At 34.8% G+C, this 17,271-nt stretch carries 14 protein-coding genes; 11 read left to right on the forward strand and 3 right to left on the reverse strand.

Annotation, left to right across the window (positions count from 1 at the left end; genetic code table 11):
- Positions 1-116 precede the first annotated feature (116 nt).
- Positions 117-728, forward strand: a complete 612-nt coding sequence (locus ACK4R1_RS12940) for a SatD family protein (RefSeq protein WP_409687768.1) — start codon at positions 117-119, stop codon at positions 726-728.
- On the forward strand, positions 725-1,438 hold the full coding sequence (locus ACK4R1_RS12945) for a DUF3307 domain-containing protein (RefSeq protein WP_409687771.1): 714 nt from the start codon (positions 725-727) through the stop codon (positions 1,436-1,438). The genes ACK4R1_RS12940 and ACK4R1_RS12945 overlap by 4 nt, the downstream gene beginning before the upstream one ends.
- On the opposite strand, the gene ACK4R1_RS12950 is transcribed toward ACK4R1_RS12945, so the two are convergent.
- A complete protein-coding gene (locus tag ACK4R1_RS12950; RefSeq protein ID WP_409687774.1) occupies positions 1,424-2,443 on the reverse strand; it encodes a quinone-dependent dihydroorotate dehydrogenase in 1,020 nt (339 codons plus the stop codon). The genes ACK4R1_RS12945 and ACK4R1_RS12950 overlap by 15 nt on opposite strands.
- Before the next feature lie 150 nt (positions 2,444-2,593).
- Here ACK4R1_RS12950 and nadC point away from each other — a divergent pair, with 150 nt between their 5' ends.
- From nadC to priA, 4 genes are read left to right on the forward strand one after another with little or no spacing between them, the layout of a single operon-like run.
- The gene (gene nadC / locus ACK4R1_RS12955) at positions 2,594-3,451 is read left to right on the forward strand and encodes a carboxylating nicotinate-nucleotide diphosphorylase (protein ID WP_409687777.1); all 858 of its coding nucleotides are present in this window, start codon (positions 2,594-2,596) and stop codon (positions 3,449-3,451) included.
- Between the two features lies 1 nt (position 3,452).
- Positions 3,453-4,397 carry a YihY/virulence factor BrkB family protein gene (locus tag ACK4R1_RS12960; protein ID WP_409687780.1) on the forward strand — a complete coding sequence of 315 codons (945 nt, stop codon included), beginning with the start codon at positions 3,453-3,455 and terminating at the stop codon, positions 4,395-4,397.
- Positions 4,394-4,816 (forward strand): DUF2147 domain-containing protein, encoded by a 423-nt coding sequence (locus tag ACK4R1_RS12965; protein ID WP_409687783.1) that lies wholly within the window; start codon positions 4,394-4,396, stop codon positions 4,814-4,816. The genes ACK4R1_RS12960 and ACK4R1_RS12965 overlap by 4 nt, the downstream gene beginning before the upstream one ends.
- A 10-nt stretch (positions 4,817-4,826) precedes the next feature.
- The gene (priA, locus tag ACK4R1_RS12970) at positions 4,827-7,286 is read left to right on the forward strand and encodes a primosomal protein N' (protein ID WP_409687785.1); all 2,460 of its coding nucleotides are present in this window, start codon (positions 4,827-4,829) and stop codon (positions 7,284-7,286) included.
- A 6-nt stretch (positions 7,287-7,292) separates the two neighbouring features.
- Here the strand turns inward: priA and ACK4R1_RS12975 are convergent, their stop codons facing one another.
- A complete protein-coding gene (locus tag ACK4R1_RS12975; RefSeq protein WP_121313595.1) occupies positions 7,293-7,988 on the reverse strand; it encodes a LytR/AlgR family response regulator transcription factor in 696 nt (231 codons plus the stop codon).
- Positions 7,989-8,176: 188 nt separating this feature from the next.
- On the opposite strand from ACK4R1_RS12975, the gene rpsF reads away from it, so the two are divergent.
- From rpsF to ACK4R1_RS12995, 4 genes are all read left to right on the forward strand, one after another.
- On the forward strand, positions 8,177-8,518 hold the full coding sequence (rpsF, locus tag ACK4R1_RS12980) for a 30S ribosomal protein S6 (protein ID WP_409687789.1): 342 nt from the start codon (positions 8,177-8,179) through the stop codon (positions 8,516-8,518).
- 2 nt (positions 8,519-8,520) lie between these two features.
- On the forward strand, positions 8,521-8,817 hold the full coding sequence (gene rpsR, locus ACK4R1_RS12985) for a 30S ribosomal protein S18 (RefSeq protein WP_121313597.1): 297 nt from the start codon (positions 8,521-8,523) through the stop codon (positions 8,815-8,817).
- Between the two features lie 66 nt (positions 8,818-8,883).
- Positions 8,884-9,324 (forward strand): 50S ribosomal protein L9, encoded by a 441-nt coding sequence (rplI, locus tag ACK4R1_RS12990; RefSeq protein ID WP_187660527.1) that lies wholly within the window; start codon positions 8,884-8,886, stop codon positions 9,322-9,324.
- A 241-nt stretch (positions 9,325-9,565) separates the two neighbouring features.
- On the forward strand, positions 9,566-10,039 hold the full coding sequence (locus ACK4R1_RS12995; protein WP_409687792.1) for a DUF6495 family protein: 474 nt from the start codon (positions 9,566-9,568) through the stop codon (positions 10,037-10,039).
- Positions 10,040-10,063: 24 nt separating this feature from the next.
- Here the strand turns inward: ACK4R1_RS12995 and ACK4R1_RS13000 are convergent, their stop codons facing one another.
- Entirely contained in the window at positions 10,064-10,771 is a 708-nt protein-coding gene (locus ACK4R1_RS13000) for a helix-turn-helix domain-containing protein (protein ID WP_409687795.1), read from the reverse strand.
- Between the two features lie 675 nt (positions 10,772-11,446).
- On the opposite strand from ACK4R1_RS13000, the gene ACK4R1_RS13005 reads away from it, so the two are divergent.
- Positions 11,447-17,266, forward strand: a complete 5,820-nt coding sequence (locus tag ACK4R1_RS13005) for a gliding motility-associated C-terminal domain-containing protein (protein ID WP_409687798.1) — start codon at positions 11,447-11,449, stop codon at positions 17,264-17,266.
- Positions 17,267-17,271: the final 5 nt, after the last annotated feature.

Below are 17,271 nucleotides of genomic sequence, written 5' to 3' on the forward strand. Positions count from 1 at the left end.
AGTATTACATTTTTAAGTAATAAATCGTAGTATTACATTTTTTGGTAATAAATGTTATTATTACACTTTTTGGTAATAAAGTTTGTGTAATAAAATTTATTGCCTATATTTGAATCATGATAAGCATTATTACAGGCGATATTGTCAATTCCAGAAAGTTGTCTTCCAATGTTTGGATGGATGGTTTAAAGGCTTTGTTGAATACGTTTGGTAAAAGTCCGACCGAATGGGAAATCTACCGCGGAGATGAATTTCAATTGGAAGTTAAAAACCCGGAAGAAGCGCTATTCGTAGCTTTACAAATCAAAGCCTATTTCAAAACCCTAAAACTTGATGCCCGAATGAGCATTGGTATTGGTGACAAAACCTATAAAGCCAAAAAAATATCCGAAAGTAATGGTACGGCATTTTTGCGTTCCGGCGAAGTTTTTCAAACCTTGAAAAAGCAGAAAGTTAATTTAGCCGTAAATACCGGTAATTCAGACTTAGACACCGATTTAAATCTGAAACTTCGTTTAGCGTCAACATTTATGGACAGTTGGTTGCCTCAATCGGCAGAATTGGTTCAAGTGGCGATGCAAAATCCAACTCTGCCACAAGACGGAATCGGGCAGAAACTAGGCATCAATCAAGCGGCAGTAAGTCGAAGAAGAAAGCGTGCACAATATGATTTGTTATTGGAAACTGAAAATTATTTTCGCCAAAAAATTAAAAACTTAAGCGTATGATTATTTTCGTGAAGTTGCTTTTAGTGCATTTAATTGGCGATTTTATATTGCAACCAAATTCTTGGGTGTTAGACAAAGAAAAGAAAGTTCATCGCAGTCCGTATTTGTATTTGCACACTTTATTACATGGCCTTTTAGCATTTGTCATTATCGGAAAAATTGATTTTTTTGGTTATGCTTTTGCCTTGGCTTTGTTACATGGATTCATTGATTTTCTTAAACTCAAATTCCAGAAAAAGAAAACCAAACGCAATTGGTTTATTGCGGATCAATTATTACACTTAGTAGTTTTGGTAGTGATTTCGCTTTTATATAATGACCAAATAGTTGATTTTTCTTTTATGGATAATCAATTCTGGATTATGGTAACGGCCTTGGTTTTATTGACTAAACCGACTTCTATCATCATCAAAAATGTCATTTCGATTTGGACACCGGAAAGCAAAAGCGATAAGACTGATGATTCTTTGCAAAACGCCGGAAATTATATTGGAATACTCGAACGATTGTTTGTGTTCTACTTTGTAATTACCGGACATTACGAAGCGATTGGCTTTCTGTTAGCCGCAAAATCGATATTCAGATTCGGAGATTTGAAAGAAGCCAAAGACCGAAAACTAACCGAATATGTTCTTATTGGAACGTTGTTGAGTTTCGGAACTGCTTTTTTGGTCGGGTTGTTAACCAATTACTGCCTACTTTTTTTCTAGAATTTTTTGATTGATTTCTTTAATCAAATTCGGACCTTCATAAATAAATCCGGTATAAAGTTGTACTAAACTCGCGCCGGCTTCTAGTTTTTCAATCGCATCTTCCGCCGAATGAATGCCGCCAACACCAATAATAGGGAAGGCTTTGTTGCTTTTTTCAGAAAGAAAACGAATTACTTCTGTAGAACGATTAGTCAAAGGTTTGCCCGATAAACCACCAGTTTCTATTTTATTTTCCGATTGTAAACCTTCACGGGAAATGGTTGTATTCGTAGCAATGACGCCGGCAATTTTAGAATCGTTTACAATATCGATAATGTCTAATAATTGTTCGTCAGACAAATCGGGCGCGATTTTCAGCAGAATTGGTTTTGGTTTTCGGTGCAATAAATTATGCGATTGTAAAGTGTTTAAAAGCTCGGTTAACGGCTTTTTTTCTTGTAATTCTCTGAGGTTTGGTGTATTCGGCGAACTTACATTCACCACGAAATAATCAACATATTGGAATAACGCATCAAAACAAATTAAATAATCTGAAGTCGCATTTTCATTTGGAGTCACTTTGTTTTTACCAATATTGCCGCCAATCAAAACACCTTTGTTTTCTTTTAATCGCAAAACTGCCGCTTCAACACCGCCATTATTAAATCCCATTCGGTTGATAATCGCGCTATCTTCTTTTAAACGGAATAGTCGCTTTTTAGGATTGCCATCTTGAGGTTTGGGTGTCAAAGTACCAATTTCGATAAACCCGAAACCAAAATGCGATAACTCATTGTAAAGCTTGGCATCTTTGTCAAAACCAGCCGCTAGTCCGACCGGATTTTTAAATTTAAGCCCAAAAACTTCACGTTCTAAACGTTGGTCTTCGACTTCATAAATCGATTTTAAAAGATGGGGAACAAAAGGAATTTTGGAAATAAATTTAACCAAGGAGAAAGTGAAATAATGCACTTCTTCCGGATCAAACCAAAAAAGAATTGGGCGAAGGAGTAGTTTGTACATGGATTGTGTTGTTGTGACGCAAAGGTAACAAATGATTTGAAAATTTGAAGATGTGTCAATTTGAAAATGTTTTAAAAAAGGTAATTTTTCGTCTTCAAATCTTCAAATTTTCAAATTTTCAAATTACTTTAGCCAAACAATACTTGTCCAATGATTTCAGAGAAACAATTTCAAACAGAGCTTGATACAATTATTCAAAACGGCATTCGTGAGGATATTGGTCAGGGCGATTACAGTTCGTTGGCTTGCATTCCGGATACAGCCAAAGGAAAAGCCAAACTTTTGGTCAAAGACAACGGAATTATTGCCGGTGTAGAATTTGCCAAAATGATTTTCGAAAATGTTGACCCAACGCTAGAAGTCGAGGTTTTTATAGAAGACGGAACTCCGGTAAAACACGGAGACATCGTTTTTTATGTCTCCGGAAGTTCGCAATCTATTTTGAAAGCGGAGCGATTGGTGTTGAATTCTATGCAAAGAATGTCGGCTATTGCGACTAAGACCAATAGATACGTCCAACTTTTAGAAGGCACCAAAACTAAAATCTTAGATACTCGAAAAACGACACCTGGATTTCGTGCTTGTGAAAAATGGGCGGTGAAAATCGGTGGCGGTGAGAACCATCGTTTTGCGTTGTATGATATGATTATGTTGAAAGACAATCACAACGATTTTGCAGGTGGAATTACAGCTGCAATCACTAAAACCAAAGCCTTTTTAAAACACAATAATCTCGATTTAAAGATTATAGTCGAAGCCAGAAATTTAGCCGAAATTGAAGAAATACTTCAAAATGATGGTGTTTACAGAATTCTGATAGACAATTTTAATTTTGAAGATACCGAAAAAGCGGTAGTGCTAATTGGCGACCAATGTTTGACCGAATCTTCAGGAAACATTAATGAAACTACTATTCGCCAATATGCGGAATGCGGTGTTGATTATATTTCTTCCGGCGCTTTAACGCATTCGGTTTATAATATGGATTTAAGTTTAAAAGCCATTTAAGATGAGTTCAGAGGTAGAATCTAAGTTGAAAAAGATTCCGGTAATTAAGCAATTGATTTCTTTATTAGATCGTATAAAACTGCCATGGCTTCACGGTTTGTCACTTTATGAATTGCTCGATTTATACTTTATCGGAATCATTGAAGGCGCCATTTCTTATAGAGCTGCTGCGATTGCTTGGAGTTTTTTTATGGCGTTGTTTCCTTTCATGCTGTTTATTTTAAACTTGATTCCTTACATACCTATTGAAGGATTTCAACAGGATTTTTTAGATTTTGTTCAACAAAGTGTTCCGCCTACGACTTATGACGCCATAGCAGTAATTATTGAGGATATTTTGCACAATAGTAACAGTGGTTTGATTTCTACCGGTTTTTTTATGGCGATTTTATTGATGACCAACGGTGTAAATGCCATTTTAGGCGGATTTGAAAGTTCGCATCACATCGATATTTTATCAAAAAGAAAGTTTTTCAGACAGTATTTTGTGTCACTTGGACTTTCTATTTTATTGTCATTAGTATTGATAATAACCGTAGCAGCGATTGTGGTTTTTGAAGTTTTTATTCAGAAGACTAAATTACAAGATGTACTTTCAGATAAAATCCCATTAATCGAAATGGGAAGGTATATTTTTGTGATTTTAATGATTTTGATTACGACTTCATTGTTGTTTAAATTCGGAATCAAAAGAGACGCAAAACGTTCGTTTATCTCAATTGGTTCGGTGTTTACCACAATTCTGATTATAATTTCCTCTTATTTTTTTGGTATTTGGGTAGTGAAGTTTTCTAAATACAACGAACTTTACGGTTCCATTGGTACATTGCTCGTAGTTATGTTTTATATTTGGATTAACTGCATGATTTTACTTTTAGGTTTTGATTTAAATTCATCGATAAATCATATCAAAAGAACAAAGCAAAAAGAGCTGGAAACACTATGAAAATAAAGTTGTTATTAATTTTTTTACTGATTTTCCAAATGAGTTTTAGTCAAACTATTTTTGGGAAATGGAAAACTATTGATGATGAAACCGGTATGGAAAAAGGCATTGTTGAAATCTATGAACTAGACGGAAAAGTTTATGGCAAAATAATCGACATACTAGATATTGAACATAAGTTTCACAAATGTGTAAAATGTGAAGGTGCAGATAATAACAAACCAATATTAGGATTAGTCATCATTAAAGGCTTAATCAAAAATGGAAATGTTTATGATGGCGGAAGTGTAATTGATCCTAAAAACGGAAAATCATACAGTTGTAAAATTACCTTAAAAGAGAAAAACAAATTGATAGTTCGCGGCTATATTGGTATCTCTCTTTTTGGAAGATCTCAAACTTGGATTAGACAAAAATAAGCTCTTTTAAATGAATTATTTTATTGAAGTTATCATTCCGCTTTCTTTGTCTAAAACTTTCACTTACAAGGTTTCAGAAGCTGAATATAATTTTATTACTAAAGGAATGCGAATCGCTGTTCCATTTGGTAAAAACAAAATTTACACTGCGCTCGTAATCGATTTGCATCAAAACGCACCAACGCTTTACGAAGCTAAAGAAATCCACCAAATTCTTGACGAAAAACCCATAGTAAACGAATTTCAAATCAACCTTTGGTTTTGGATTGCCTCTTATTATATGTGTAATATAGGCGATGTTTATCGTGGCGCTTTGCCGTCGGCTTTGTTGCTCGAAAGTGAAACCATTATTTCCCAACGAAAAGAAACCTTTATTAATGAAAACGAATTATCAGACGATGAATTTTTGATTTATGAAGCCTTACAATATCAAAGTTCTTTAAAGGTTCAAAACATTATTGATATTCTCAACAAGAAAACGGTTTTACCGGTTATTCAAAAGTTAATCAACAAAAATATCATTTCGCTCGAAGAAGAAATTCAGGAAGAATACAAACCCAAACTTATTAGGTATATTCGTTTGCACGAGCAATACCAATCAGAACAAAATCTCATCGCTTTATTGGATAATTTCAATAAGAATGCGAATAAGCAAAAGGAATTGGTATTACAGTATTTCCAATTACAAGCACAAGAGAAAAAGCCTATTTCGGTTAAACAATTAACAGAAACCGCTAAAACTTCAACGGCTATTGTAAAAGCTTTAGTTGAGAAAGGTGTTTTTGAAGAATATTACATTCAGGAAGACAGAGTCAATTTTGATAAAAATAAACTCGATAATCAATTGTCTTTAAGCGAAGCACAACAAAATGCCTTTAATGAAATTGAAAAATCGTTTGCAGAAAAAGACGTTTGTTTGTTGCATGGTGTAACTTCCAGTGGAAAAACGGAAATCTATACCAAACTCATAGAAAATTACATTGCTGTCGGAAAACAAGTCTTGTATTTGTTGCCTGAAATCGCTTTGACCACGCAATTGGTTTCGCGTTTAACGCAACATTTTGGCAACAAAGTCGCTGTTTTCCATTCGAAATATAGTAATAATGAACGCGTGGAAGTTTGGCACCAAGTTTTAAATTGTTCCGAAAAAGCACAAGTGGTAATTGGAGCGCGGTCGGCTTTGTTTTTGCCTTTTTCTGATTTGGGTTTAATCATTGTGGATGAAGAACACGAACCAACGTTCAAGCAACAAGATCCGGCACCAAGATATCATGCCCGTGATTCGGCTATTGTTTTGGCGAATGCCCATCAATCTAAAGTTTTATTAGGTTCGGCTACACCAAGTATGGAGACTTATTATAATGCGACGACTGCTGGAAAATTTGGTTTCGTAAGTTTAAAAGAACGTTTTGGTAAAGTACAAATGCCCGAAATTGAATTAGTCGATTTAAAAGATAGTTATTTCCGAAAAAAGATGAAAGGTCATTTCAGCCTGACATTAATCGAAGCAATCACCGAAGCTTTTACCAATAATGAGCAAGTGATTTTATTCCAAAATCGCCGTGGCTTTTCTCCTGTTTTAGAATGCCTCACTTGTGGTCATGTGCCACAATGTCCGCAATGTGACGTGAGTTTAACTTACCATAAATATAAAAACCAATTGCGTTGTCATTATTGTGGTTACAATATGGCGAAACCATCGAATTGTCATGTTTGTTCGAGCGTTGATTTAGAGACCAAAGGTTTTGGTACGGAGCAAATTGAGTTGGAATTGGCCGAGTTATTTCCAAACAAAAACATCAAACGTATGGACCAAGACACAACTCGTGGTAAATACAGCTTTGAAAAAATCATTGACGGATTTAAAAATCGTGAAATTGATGTTTTGGTTGGAACCCAAATGTTAGCCAAAGGTTTAGACTTTGATAATGTTTCTTTAGTTGGCATTATGAACGCCGACAATATGTTGTATCATCCCGATTTCAGGGCTTTTGAAAGAAGTTACCAGATGATGACACAAGTTTCCGGACGATCGGGTAGAAGTGAGAAAAGAGGAAAAGTGATTATTCAAACTTATAATCCGTTACACAATGTGATTCAGCAAGTCACTAACAACGATTATGAAGGCATGTACAAGGAGCAATTGTATGAACGGAAGATTTATTACTATCCGCCATTTTATCGCTTGATAAAGCTTACCTTAAAGCATCGTGATTTTGACAAACTCAAAGAAGGTTCGATGTGGTTGTATCAAGTGTTGCAACAAAACTTATCGATTCCTGTGCTCGGTCCCGAAGAACCGGCGATTAGTCGCATTCGAAATGAGTACATTCGAACCATTATGATTAAAATTCCTGGTGAAACGTCATTGCAAGGCACAAAAAAAACTATCCAGAAAGTACTGAATAGTTTTGATTTGGTTTTACAATACAGAACGATTAAAGTTACTGTAAATGTCGATTTTTATTGAGTAATTTTAAGCAATAGCTAAAGCTTTAATTAAATCTTCTTTTTTATTGCGGCTTAATGGAATTTTAGTCAAACCAATTTCCGCAAACTTACTGTTGAAACGTTCTACTTTATCAATATTAATGATGTAAGATTTGTGAACTCTGATGAATTTTTCTTTCGACAAATCTTGTTCGAACGATTTCATGGTTGAAAGTACCAGATTACTGTCTTCTTCTGTTACTACTTTTACATAATCTCCGTAAGCTTCAATCCACTTAATTTTATTGGTATAAACTTTTAGTTTCTTAAGGTTACTCTTAATAAAGATATGTTCTCCTTCTTCTTCTTGATTTTCTTTCTTAAGCATGTGGAAATCCATGGCTCTTCGAACTGAAGCATTGAAACGATCTAAAGCTATCGGTTTTTGTAGGTAATCCGTAGCATCATAATCGAACGCTTTCATAGCGTATTCTGCTTTCGACGTGATAAAAATAATTTGGGGTTTTACTTTTAATCCATCTAAAAAATCAAATCCGCTGATAACCGGCATCTCTATATCGAGAAAGATTAAATCAACAGTATGAACCGACATGCAATTTTTTGCTTCAATTGCATTAGAAAAATCACCTACTAAATGTAGATTCGGGTGATTATTTACTAACTTTGCAATGATCATCCTTTGGATTGAACTATCATCAACAACAACACAATTTAGTTTCATAATATTATTTATTATAGATTTGGTGATGTAAAAATATATACTTTTTTTTAATCCACCTAACATTTCATCGATTTTTTTTGCTTTTAAACGATATTTTTTACTTTTAGACGATTTAAGGCCTATTGCGATTGTATTTCAAAAAACATTTTATATCTTCGCGCCCAATTTAAAATTTAACAAAATTTATTATGAATCATTACGAAACTGTTTTCATCTTAAATCCCGTTTTATCTGAAGTTCAGGTAAAGGAAACAGTAAGCAAATTTGAAGATTTTCTTACGTCAAAAGGAGCAGAGATGGTATCTAAAGAGGATTGGGGCTTGAAAAAACTAGCTTACGAAATCCAAAACAAGAAAAGTGGTTTTTACCATTTATTCGAATTTAAAGTATCAGGAGAAGCTCTTATTGCTTTTGAAACTGAGTTTAGACGTGACGAAAGAGTGATGCGTTTCCTAACAGTAAGTTTAGACAAACACGCAATCTCTTGGGCTGAAAGAAGAAGAACTAAATTAAAAGCAACAAAAGCGTAATTATGGCAACTTTACAACAATCCGCTTCAGGAAAAAAGGACGGAGATATCAGATATCTTACTCCATTGAATATTGAAACCAACAAAACTAAAAAGTACTGTCGTTTCAAAAAATCAGGTATCAAATATGTTGATTATAAAGATCCTGACTTCTTATTGAAATTCGTTAACGAGCAAGGTAAAATTTTACCAAGACGTTTAACAGGAACTTCTTTAAAATACCAAAGAAAAGTGTCTGTAGCTGTGAAAAGAGCACGTCATTTAGCTTTAATGCCATACGTGGCCGATTTATTAAAATAATAATTAAACAATAGTTGTTGGTTTCCCGTTAATCGGAACCTAACTTCTCTAATAAAGGACAACAACATGGAATTGATCTTAAAACAAGACGTTCAGAATTTAGGATTTAAAGATGACGTAGTAACAGTAAAAAACGGTTACGGTCGTAATTATTTAATCCCACAAGGTTTTGCTCAATTGGCAACACCATCTGCTAAAAAAGTTTTAGCTGAAAACTTAAAGCAAAGAGCTTTCAAAGAAGCTAAAATTGTGGATGATGCTAAAAAATTAGCAGAAGCCTTAAAAGCTTTAGAGATTAAAATCACTGCAAAAGCTGGTGGAGAAAAATTATTCGGTTCGATTACTAATATTGATATCGCTTCGGCTTTAGAAACTGCTGGTCAACCAATCGATAGAAAATTCATCACTAGTGGAGTAGTTAAACGTACCGGTAAATATGCTGCAACTGTAAGATTACACAGAGAAGTAGTTATCGAATTACCATACGAAATTGTAGCTGAGAAATAATATTTCGATATACAGTATATAAAGTCCCGATGTAAGTCGGGATTTTTTTTTAGGAGCTATTCCCGCTATACGTTGCAATCTTTTTATTTTTATTTAAAAATAAAAAGGATTTCCACTGCTATCGGGGCTAGGCTTTACACAACAAAACAAAAACTCAGTAAACTTAGGCACTCAGCCACTTAAAGAATGGAACCCATTCACGGGTTACACGAGACCATTAAAAGACAAAAAATATTAACGAGTGAAATACAAAAGACTAACCAAAGAACAATTCGAAGCCTTACACCAAGAGTTCAGCAACTTCTTGGCTACCCAATCTATTGACAAAAGCGAATGGGACAAAATCAAAGCCGAAAAACCGGAAGTGGCCGAACAAGAATTAGACGTGTTCTCTGATTTAATATGGGAAGGCGTTTTGAGCAACGCTCAATATTTAGAACATTTTTCCAAAAACCATATTTTCCTTTTTCATTGTCAGGAAAAATTCATTCAGTCTATCGTTTTAAAAGCTTTAGATACTGAAGTGAATTTTATGGAAAAAAAAGGTTTACAATGGCTAAGCGATAATTTGTTTACCGATACAGTCGAAATCCATTTAGGCAAAAAAGAATACGAAGAAAGTCGAAATACTTCCATATTCGATTTAATTATGCAAGGCGCTATCTTGAGCGACGGACAATTATACCTTCAAATCAACGGCATTATTCAGTCGTAAAATAAAAATTGTATTGGTCAAGTGCTATTTAATTATAGATAGCACTTTGTCCATCAATTTTAAATTATCGGTCAGATATTTTAATTTGCTATTTCTACTGACGTCATATGACAAAACGCCTTTGATTAGCCATAACTCATTGATATCACTCTTATCAAAAGTAATATCGTGATTGACTACATAATCATTTTTTAATAGGATAGTGTTCGGGTCTTCTGTTATCTGTAAACGATTAATGAAAATCCCTTTCTTCTGACTGATTACCACTACTAAGTCATTGTTCTTTACTTGGTCAATATCAGTTGCTGAACAAAGTACATAAGATCGCTCTTCAATCAACGGAAACATATTGTTGCTAACCGCTTGAAATGCACGGGTCGATTCACCTCTTAAAAAAGGAAAAGTGAATTTCGGTAGTGTTTCCAGGATGCTTTTATTGTCTACACAATATTGAAATTGGGATTCTCTACTCACTAAGAAAGTACCGTCTTCTAGGCTATCGTAGTTTTTAGAATTTGATTTACTTAAAAAAATATCGTTCAAATCAATTTCGTATAATTCGCAAATAGCGATTATCCCACTGTAATCAAGTGTGTCTCTTTTTTTCCAAGAGGAAATTGTATTTGGCTTTACATTCAATATTTCAGAAAGCTCTATATCGGTCTTTACTTTTAGGGCAAATTTTAATTTTTGCAAAATTAAATTCGCATTTTGAGATGTTTTCTCTTGCATATTCGCAAAATGTATTATACTTTTATCCTGAGAATAAAAATATGAGTTAATATTTTTTTAATAATTTATTACTCTATTGGTGTTCATAGAGTTGGCAATAAGTAATAAAAAAACATTCACGATTGTGGTATTTTTTTTATCGTATAACAAAAGTCAATATCTCACTTTATGACTCTGAAATGGGTAAGCTAATAAATTTTTTAAAACTGATTTGTCGGTAAAAATTAACAAATGATTTTTTAGTTAATAATAAATTAAGCATCAGTAAAATTAAAAACAAATATATATTAATTGACCCTCTAAAGTAGTATACAATTAGTTAAAAATATTAGCTCTAACCTTTAATTAACAGATTAAATCGATAAATAACATAAAAGAGGATGTTTGTTGTTGTATATATAAGTTAAAGATTACAGAAGAATAAATAACCGTAAAAAAATAAATCAAAAACCGTAAAATAAAACAAAAAAAATATTTATAAAAATACTGCTTCAACCTACAATAATCAAAAAGCCACCACAAATACCACAAAGGCAATAAACTATTAATTAAGGAAATAATTACCCTAAATATTCACTTAAATTACTGCTAATGGAATTAAACTTTACCCCTGACAAAAAGCTTAGGATATGTCTTTTTGTAATCTACTTTATGGTACTTGGCTTTCTACAAAAAATGGAAGCACAATCAATACCGGTTTATGCAACCACAATTACCAGTCAGAGCAATGTTGATTTTGCTTCAAATGCTACAGACGGTAATTTGTCAACAACTGCTAGAGTAAGAGCTAGCTCAGGAATTGCCATTGGAATTGGCGCTTACTCAGGACATTTAGAACTTAAATTCGATTCAGTTTTACCGGCAAACACCACATCTTATGTGAAAATTCAAACCGATGATAACATACTGCCATCCCTACTTGGCGGAAGTCTCGGCGGATTATTATCTGATGTTGGAGGTGTTTTATTGGTAGGAAATCAAGAATTCACCGTTGAAGCAAAAAATGGTACTACAACAGTGCTAATTGGAAATAGTCAAATCTTAAACGACTTTGCTTTAGAGAGACTAAAAATTGTCATTAATGCTAATAATGAGTATTTTATTGCATTAACGCCTTCGCAACCTTATGACAGAATTCGTTTGACTAACAGAGTCGGTTCATTAATTGGATTAGGCAATACCAAACGATTGGATGTTTATGAAGCATTTTATGTTGGAACACCTGATGCTTGTGGACTGGCAAGTTATACTTCTTATAGTGGCTCCGGTTTAAATCTGGATCTATTAGGTTTAGGTGGTGCCGGTGTTAGCAATCCGAAAAACGTTTTAGATGCCAATACCACTAATTATTCAAGACTTAGTTTGGGAATTTTAGCGGTTGCAGCTTCAATCGAACAAACTGTTTATTATGATGGATTGTCTCAACCAACTGATCAGTTTTTTATTCGAATGAAAGTTGATTCCTCTTTATTGGCGTTAGGCGTTGCCAATAATATTCAAATTATTGCTTCGAATGGACCTAATACGATGATGACAACAAGTTTAAATTCGCTTTTAAACTTAGATTTATTGACACTGCTTCAAAGCAATCAGATTGCAACAGTTTCTTTTTCTCCAAATGTTCCTGTTGATAGAATTACAATCAGATACAACTCCTTATTGAATGTTCAATTGACACAGAGTTTGGATTTGTATGATATAACTCGTGCACCGGCAAATCCTATAATTACCGATACTTTTACCCTTAATCCAACAATTTGTTCCGGAAGCACGGCTGCCTTAATAGCCACAACAAGTGCCGGAACCGAATTAATTTGGTATGACCAAGCAGTTGGCGGAACAGCTTTGGCGACTTTGAGCTCAGGTCAACCTTTTATAACACCGGCTTTGACACAAAATACTTATTATTATGTTTCTGCCAAAAGAATCGGTTGCCCGGAAGAATCTTTAAGAATTAGGGTTGCTGTCACCGTGATTAGTTTACCCGTAGCAGCTGATATTTTAATTCCTGATACCTTGCAAGCTTGTAATGGTTTGATTGTTCTTTCTCCGTCATCATCAATTGGTGGCGCTACTTTTAGATACTACAAAGATCAATTAAAGACCATAGAAATTACTACCGGATTTTCGGGTGATGCCGGAGTTACTTATGTTTTAAATAATGCGAATGGAGAACTAACTATTTCAGGATTGACTGCTTTAAATTCTCCTTATAATTATTATATTTCGCTAACGGTAAATGGTATTTGTGAAAACGAGGCAAATACCTTAAAACAAGTTACGGTTCATTATGCAACAGCTTTAACGTTGACTCTTTCACCAACTATTGAAGGTTGCGGAAGTGTTAATCTGCGAGATGCTATTTTAAACTTTGATAGCTCAAGTGATATCGTTTATAGTTTTTTCGATAGTACTAATACACCAATTACTGTTGAAGCGGCTGCCAATATTCAAGCTTCGGGATTGTATTATGTTCAATCAACAAGTTTAAGCGGAAGTTGTTCTTCTTTAATTCAATCAGTTAACGTTACAGTAAATCCGGAAATTAATTTGGTCGTAACCAATGTTAATAATGTGGTGAATATTGGGAGCTCTGTTACTTTCAATGCCACTTCAAATGCACCGATTGTTTGGTATGATTCTGACGGTAACGCTCTAGCTTCAAACGTAGCCGGACCATTTTCTACTGCAGGTTTTTATACTTTTACTGCGATTTCAAGTAATGGAAGTTGTTCGGCTTCAGGAAATGCTTTTGTATCAGTTATTGATCCTGCCAATTGCCCGATTTTAACTGAAAGAAAATATGCCGATTCCCAAAGTTGGGGTTCTATAATTACCGGAGGTGTTTTTAACGGAAGTAATGCCATTGATGAAAATATCCAATCTCATTCCACCATAGTTACCGGTATCGGATTGTTAGGTATTGGAACTACTTGGCAAACTTTACAATGGGATGATTTAATTCCGGCCGGAACACCAGTGAATGTTAAATTAGGTTCTAATTATAGTGGTTTAGTGGCTTTAGGTGCTTACTCTGTTGTAGGAACCAAGAGAAATACTTCGGGAGTCCCAATTGATATTGGATTTATCCAGCCTATTTCAGGATCAATAGTTGATTTGTTATCAGGCGAAAACGTGTTCGAATACACTTTTGTGCCGTCTAACCTCAGCGGACCACAAGATTATGATGGAATTAGAATCATTGTAGGTTCTGTGGCCAGTGTTGCACAAAATGTAAATGTGTATGAAGCTTATTATGACAAACAAGTTGCTCAAATCACTTGTAGTGTATCAGATATAGAAGATGTTTTCTATGGCGCTTATGATTTAGGTGTTGGAATAACTACTGCAACAGTTGGTGTCGATAATCCCTATGAAGCAGTTGATACTAGTTTGATTACTTATGCGACGATGTATAGTGGTGCTGGTATTTTGGCAGCAGCCGATTTGACTATTTCTTTCAATACACCAACTTTAGCGGGAGATACTCTTGAAATTATGATGTCTAAACCATCAACACTTTTGAGTTTGTCTTTATTGAGTGGCTTTTCAATTCAGATGTACCTTGGTAATTCTCCTGTTGGACCTCCAATTGATCATAATTCCAGTTTGTTAAGTTTATCACTTATAAGCAGTAATTTATATGCTTTGGTTGTGCAACCGCAAACAATGCCTTATGACAGAATAGCTATTCGTTTTGGCGGCACTGTTGACGTGCTAGATTTTTTAAGAATACACGATGTAAATCGACGTGCTGATACTTCAGTTATTGGTGGCGATGCAACAAACACCATAAATGTTTGTCCGGGTCAAGTAGTACAGTTAAGTATAGCGCCGGTTGATTGTACAACATTTATTTGGTATGATGCCGAAATAGGAGGAAACATAGTTTCGACAGGAATGAGTTTTACGGTTCCGGCGAATTTAAGTCCAGGATTACATGATTTTTACATTCAGTCGTTCCGTTTCGGTTGTGCCGTTTATGATAGAGGTAGAGTAACTTTAAATGTTGGAGAAACAGCTCCCGAAACTGCCATTACGCAAGTTTTGATAAATGGAGCTATAGATACTACTCTTTGTAGCACCACAGGAACGATTCTTTTACAAGCTGAGTTAAATTCGGCCATTACCATAACTAATCCAATTTTTCATTGGTACTATTTAAACGGAACAACAGTTCAATCTATTGCAGGTGAAACAAGTTCTTTGCTAACTGTGTCAGGATTAACACCGGGAACCTACACCTATTATTTAGGCGTAAGTTCTGACGAATATTGTGAAACAGCTGAACCTGACAGAAAAGAAATTACATTTACTATTTTACCTTTTTCTACAGCATTAGACATCAATGCAACTGACGCTTCAATTTGCAACAATCAACCGGCTGTTATAGTTCCAACAACCTCTAACTCTAATCCTCAATTTTCTTGGTATTTAACTAATGATACTACGCAGCCCATTATTGATGGTTCTATAATTGACGGAGCTACATTTTCAGTAGCGGCTAATGGCACGCTAACCGTTACAGGCTTGTCATACAACAATAGTCCGTATACTTATTATGTAGCCATGCAAAGTGATATCACTTGTTTGAACTTAGCCGGAACATTTAAATCGGTGATGATAGTCATAAATGATCCTGGAACGCCAACTACTTCGAATACAAATCAGGTATTTTGTTTGATTGATGCTCCAAGTGTGGCTGATTTGCAAGTCAATGAAAGCAATATAGTTTGGTATTCAAACAGTACCAATGGAAGTCAATTGGCTACAACCGATTTATTAGTAAATGGAAATACTTATTTTGCCGCTTTAACAGATACAGTAACTGGATGTGAGAGTATCGAAAGATTAGCCGTAAGTGTTACAATTACTGATCCGGCAACACCAACTACTTCGAATACTAATCAAACGTTTTGTCAGATTGCTGCGCCAACAATTGCCAATCTTCAAGTGAATGAGACTAATGTTATTTGGTATGCTAGTGCAATAGGAGGAAGTCCATTAGCAGCAACAATTCCTTTGGTAAATGGTAATGTATATTACGCATCATCATTAAATGTTACAACAGGCTGTGAAAGTTCGATTAGATTAGCGATAAGCGTTTCTATTACGGATCCCGGTACGCCAACAACAACTAATGCAATTCAAGCATTTTGTTTGGCTGAGACACCAACAATTGTCAATCTTCAAGTGAATGAAAGCAATATTGTTTGGTACGCTAATGCTACTGGCGGTAGTCCATTAGCAACAACAACAGTCCTAACAAATGGCAGTGTTTATTATGCTTCATTATTAGATATATCCACCGGATGTGAGAGTGTTACGAGATTAGCAGTAAGCGTAACGCTTTCTAATCCGGGAACACCAACAACCAATGATACTACTCAAACCTTTTGTTTGGTTGATGCACCAACAATTGCTAATCTTCAAGTGAATGAAAGCAATATTGTTTGGTATGCAAATGCTATTGGTGGTAGTCAATTGACAACATCAACTCCTTTAGTAAACGGAACTACTTATTATGCTGCAATAGTTGACACCAATACAGGATGTGAAAGCAGTATTCGATTGGCCATATTGGTGACTTTCAATGGAAGTGGTCAAGCTGAGATTTTAGGCGGAGGAAACGAAGCATGTGCTTTTGAACAAGTTACTTACACTACAAATCCAGGAATGGATAATTATGTTTGGACCGTAACCAATGGTTCAATTATCTCCGGCGGACAATCAACCGATAACACTATTACTATTTCGTGGTTGGCTATTGGTCAAGGAAATGTTAGTGTTTCATATTCTAATAGTTGTAGTGGAAATAGCAATGCTTCTTTCAACTTAATTGTTCGAACTTGCTCTGATTTAACCATCAGTAAAGATGTTGATAATCCTACGCCAAGTATTGATGATAATGTAACTTTTACTATTACTGTCAATAATATTGGAAGCGGTCAATTTTTAAACGTAATCGTTAATGAAAATCTGCCATCAGGATACAGTTTTATAAGTGCTACAACCACAGTAGGAACTTATAACAACCTAACAGGAATATGGAATATTCCGGTACTTCCGGCCAATACAAGTGCGGTTTTAACAGTCACAGTTAAAGTCTTGTCAACCGGAAATTACTTGAATGTAGCCACAATAGATATTTCAGACCCTACTGATTCTGATGGTTCTAATAATAGTGATGATAGTGAAGTTAGCCCTATTTGTTTAGTCGTTTATAATGAATTTAGCCCAAATAACGATGGTGCTAATGATACTTTCACCATTGATTGTATAGAAAATTATCCAAATAACAAACTAAGTGTGTACAATAGATATGGTTCTTTAGTTTATGATAAAAAGGCCTATAGCAATGATTGGGACGGAACTGCCAACGTTTCAGGAGTTCTCAATAGAGAGGAAAAGTTACCAACCGGGACTTATTATTATATCCTCGATATTGGTGATAATTCAACTCCGAAAACGGGTTGGTTAGCCATCACAAGATAGCATTA

It is taken from the genome of Flavobacterium sp., assembly GCF_046293665.1.
GTDB lineage: Bacteria > Bacteroidota > Bacteroidia > Flavobacteriales > Flavobacteriaceae > Flavobacterium.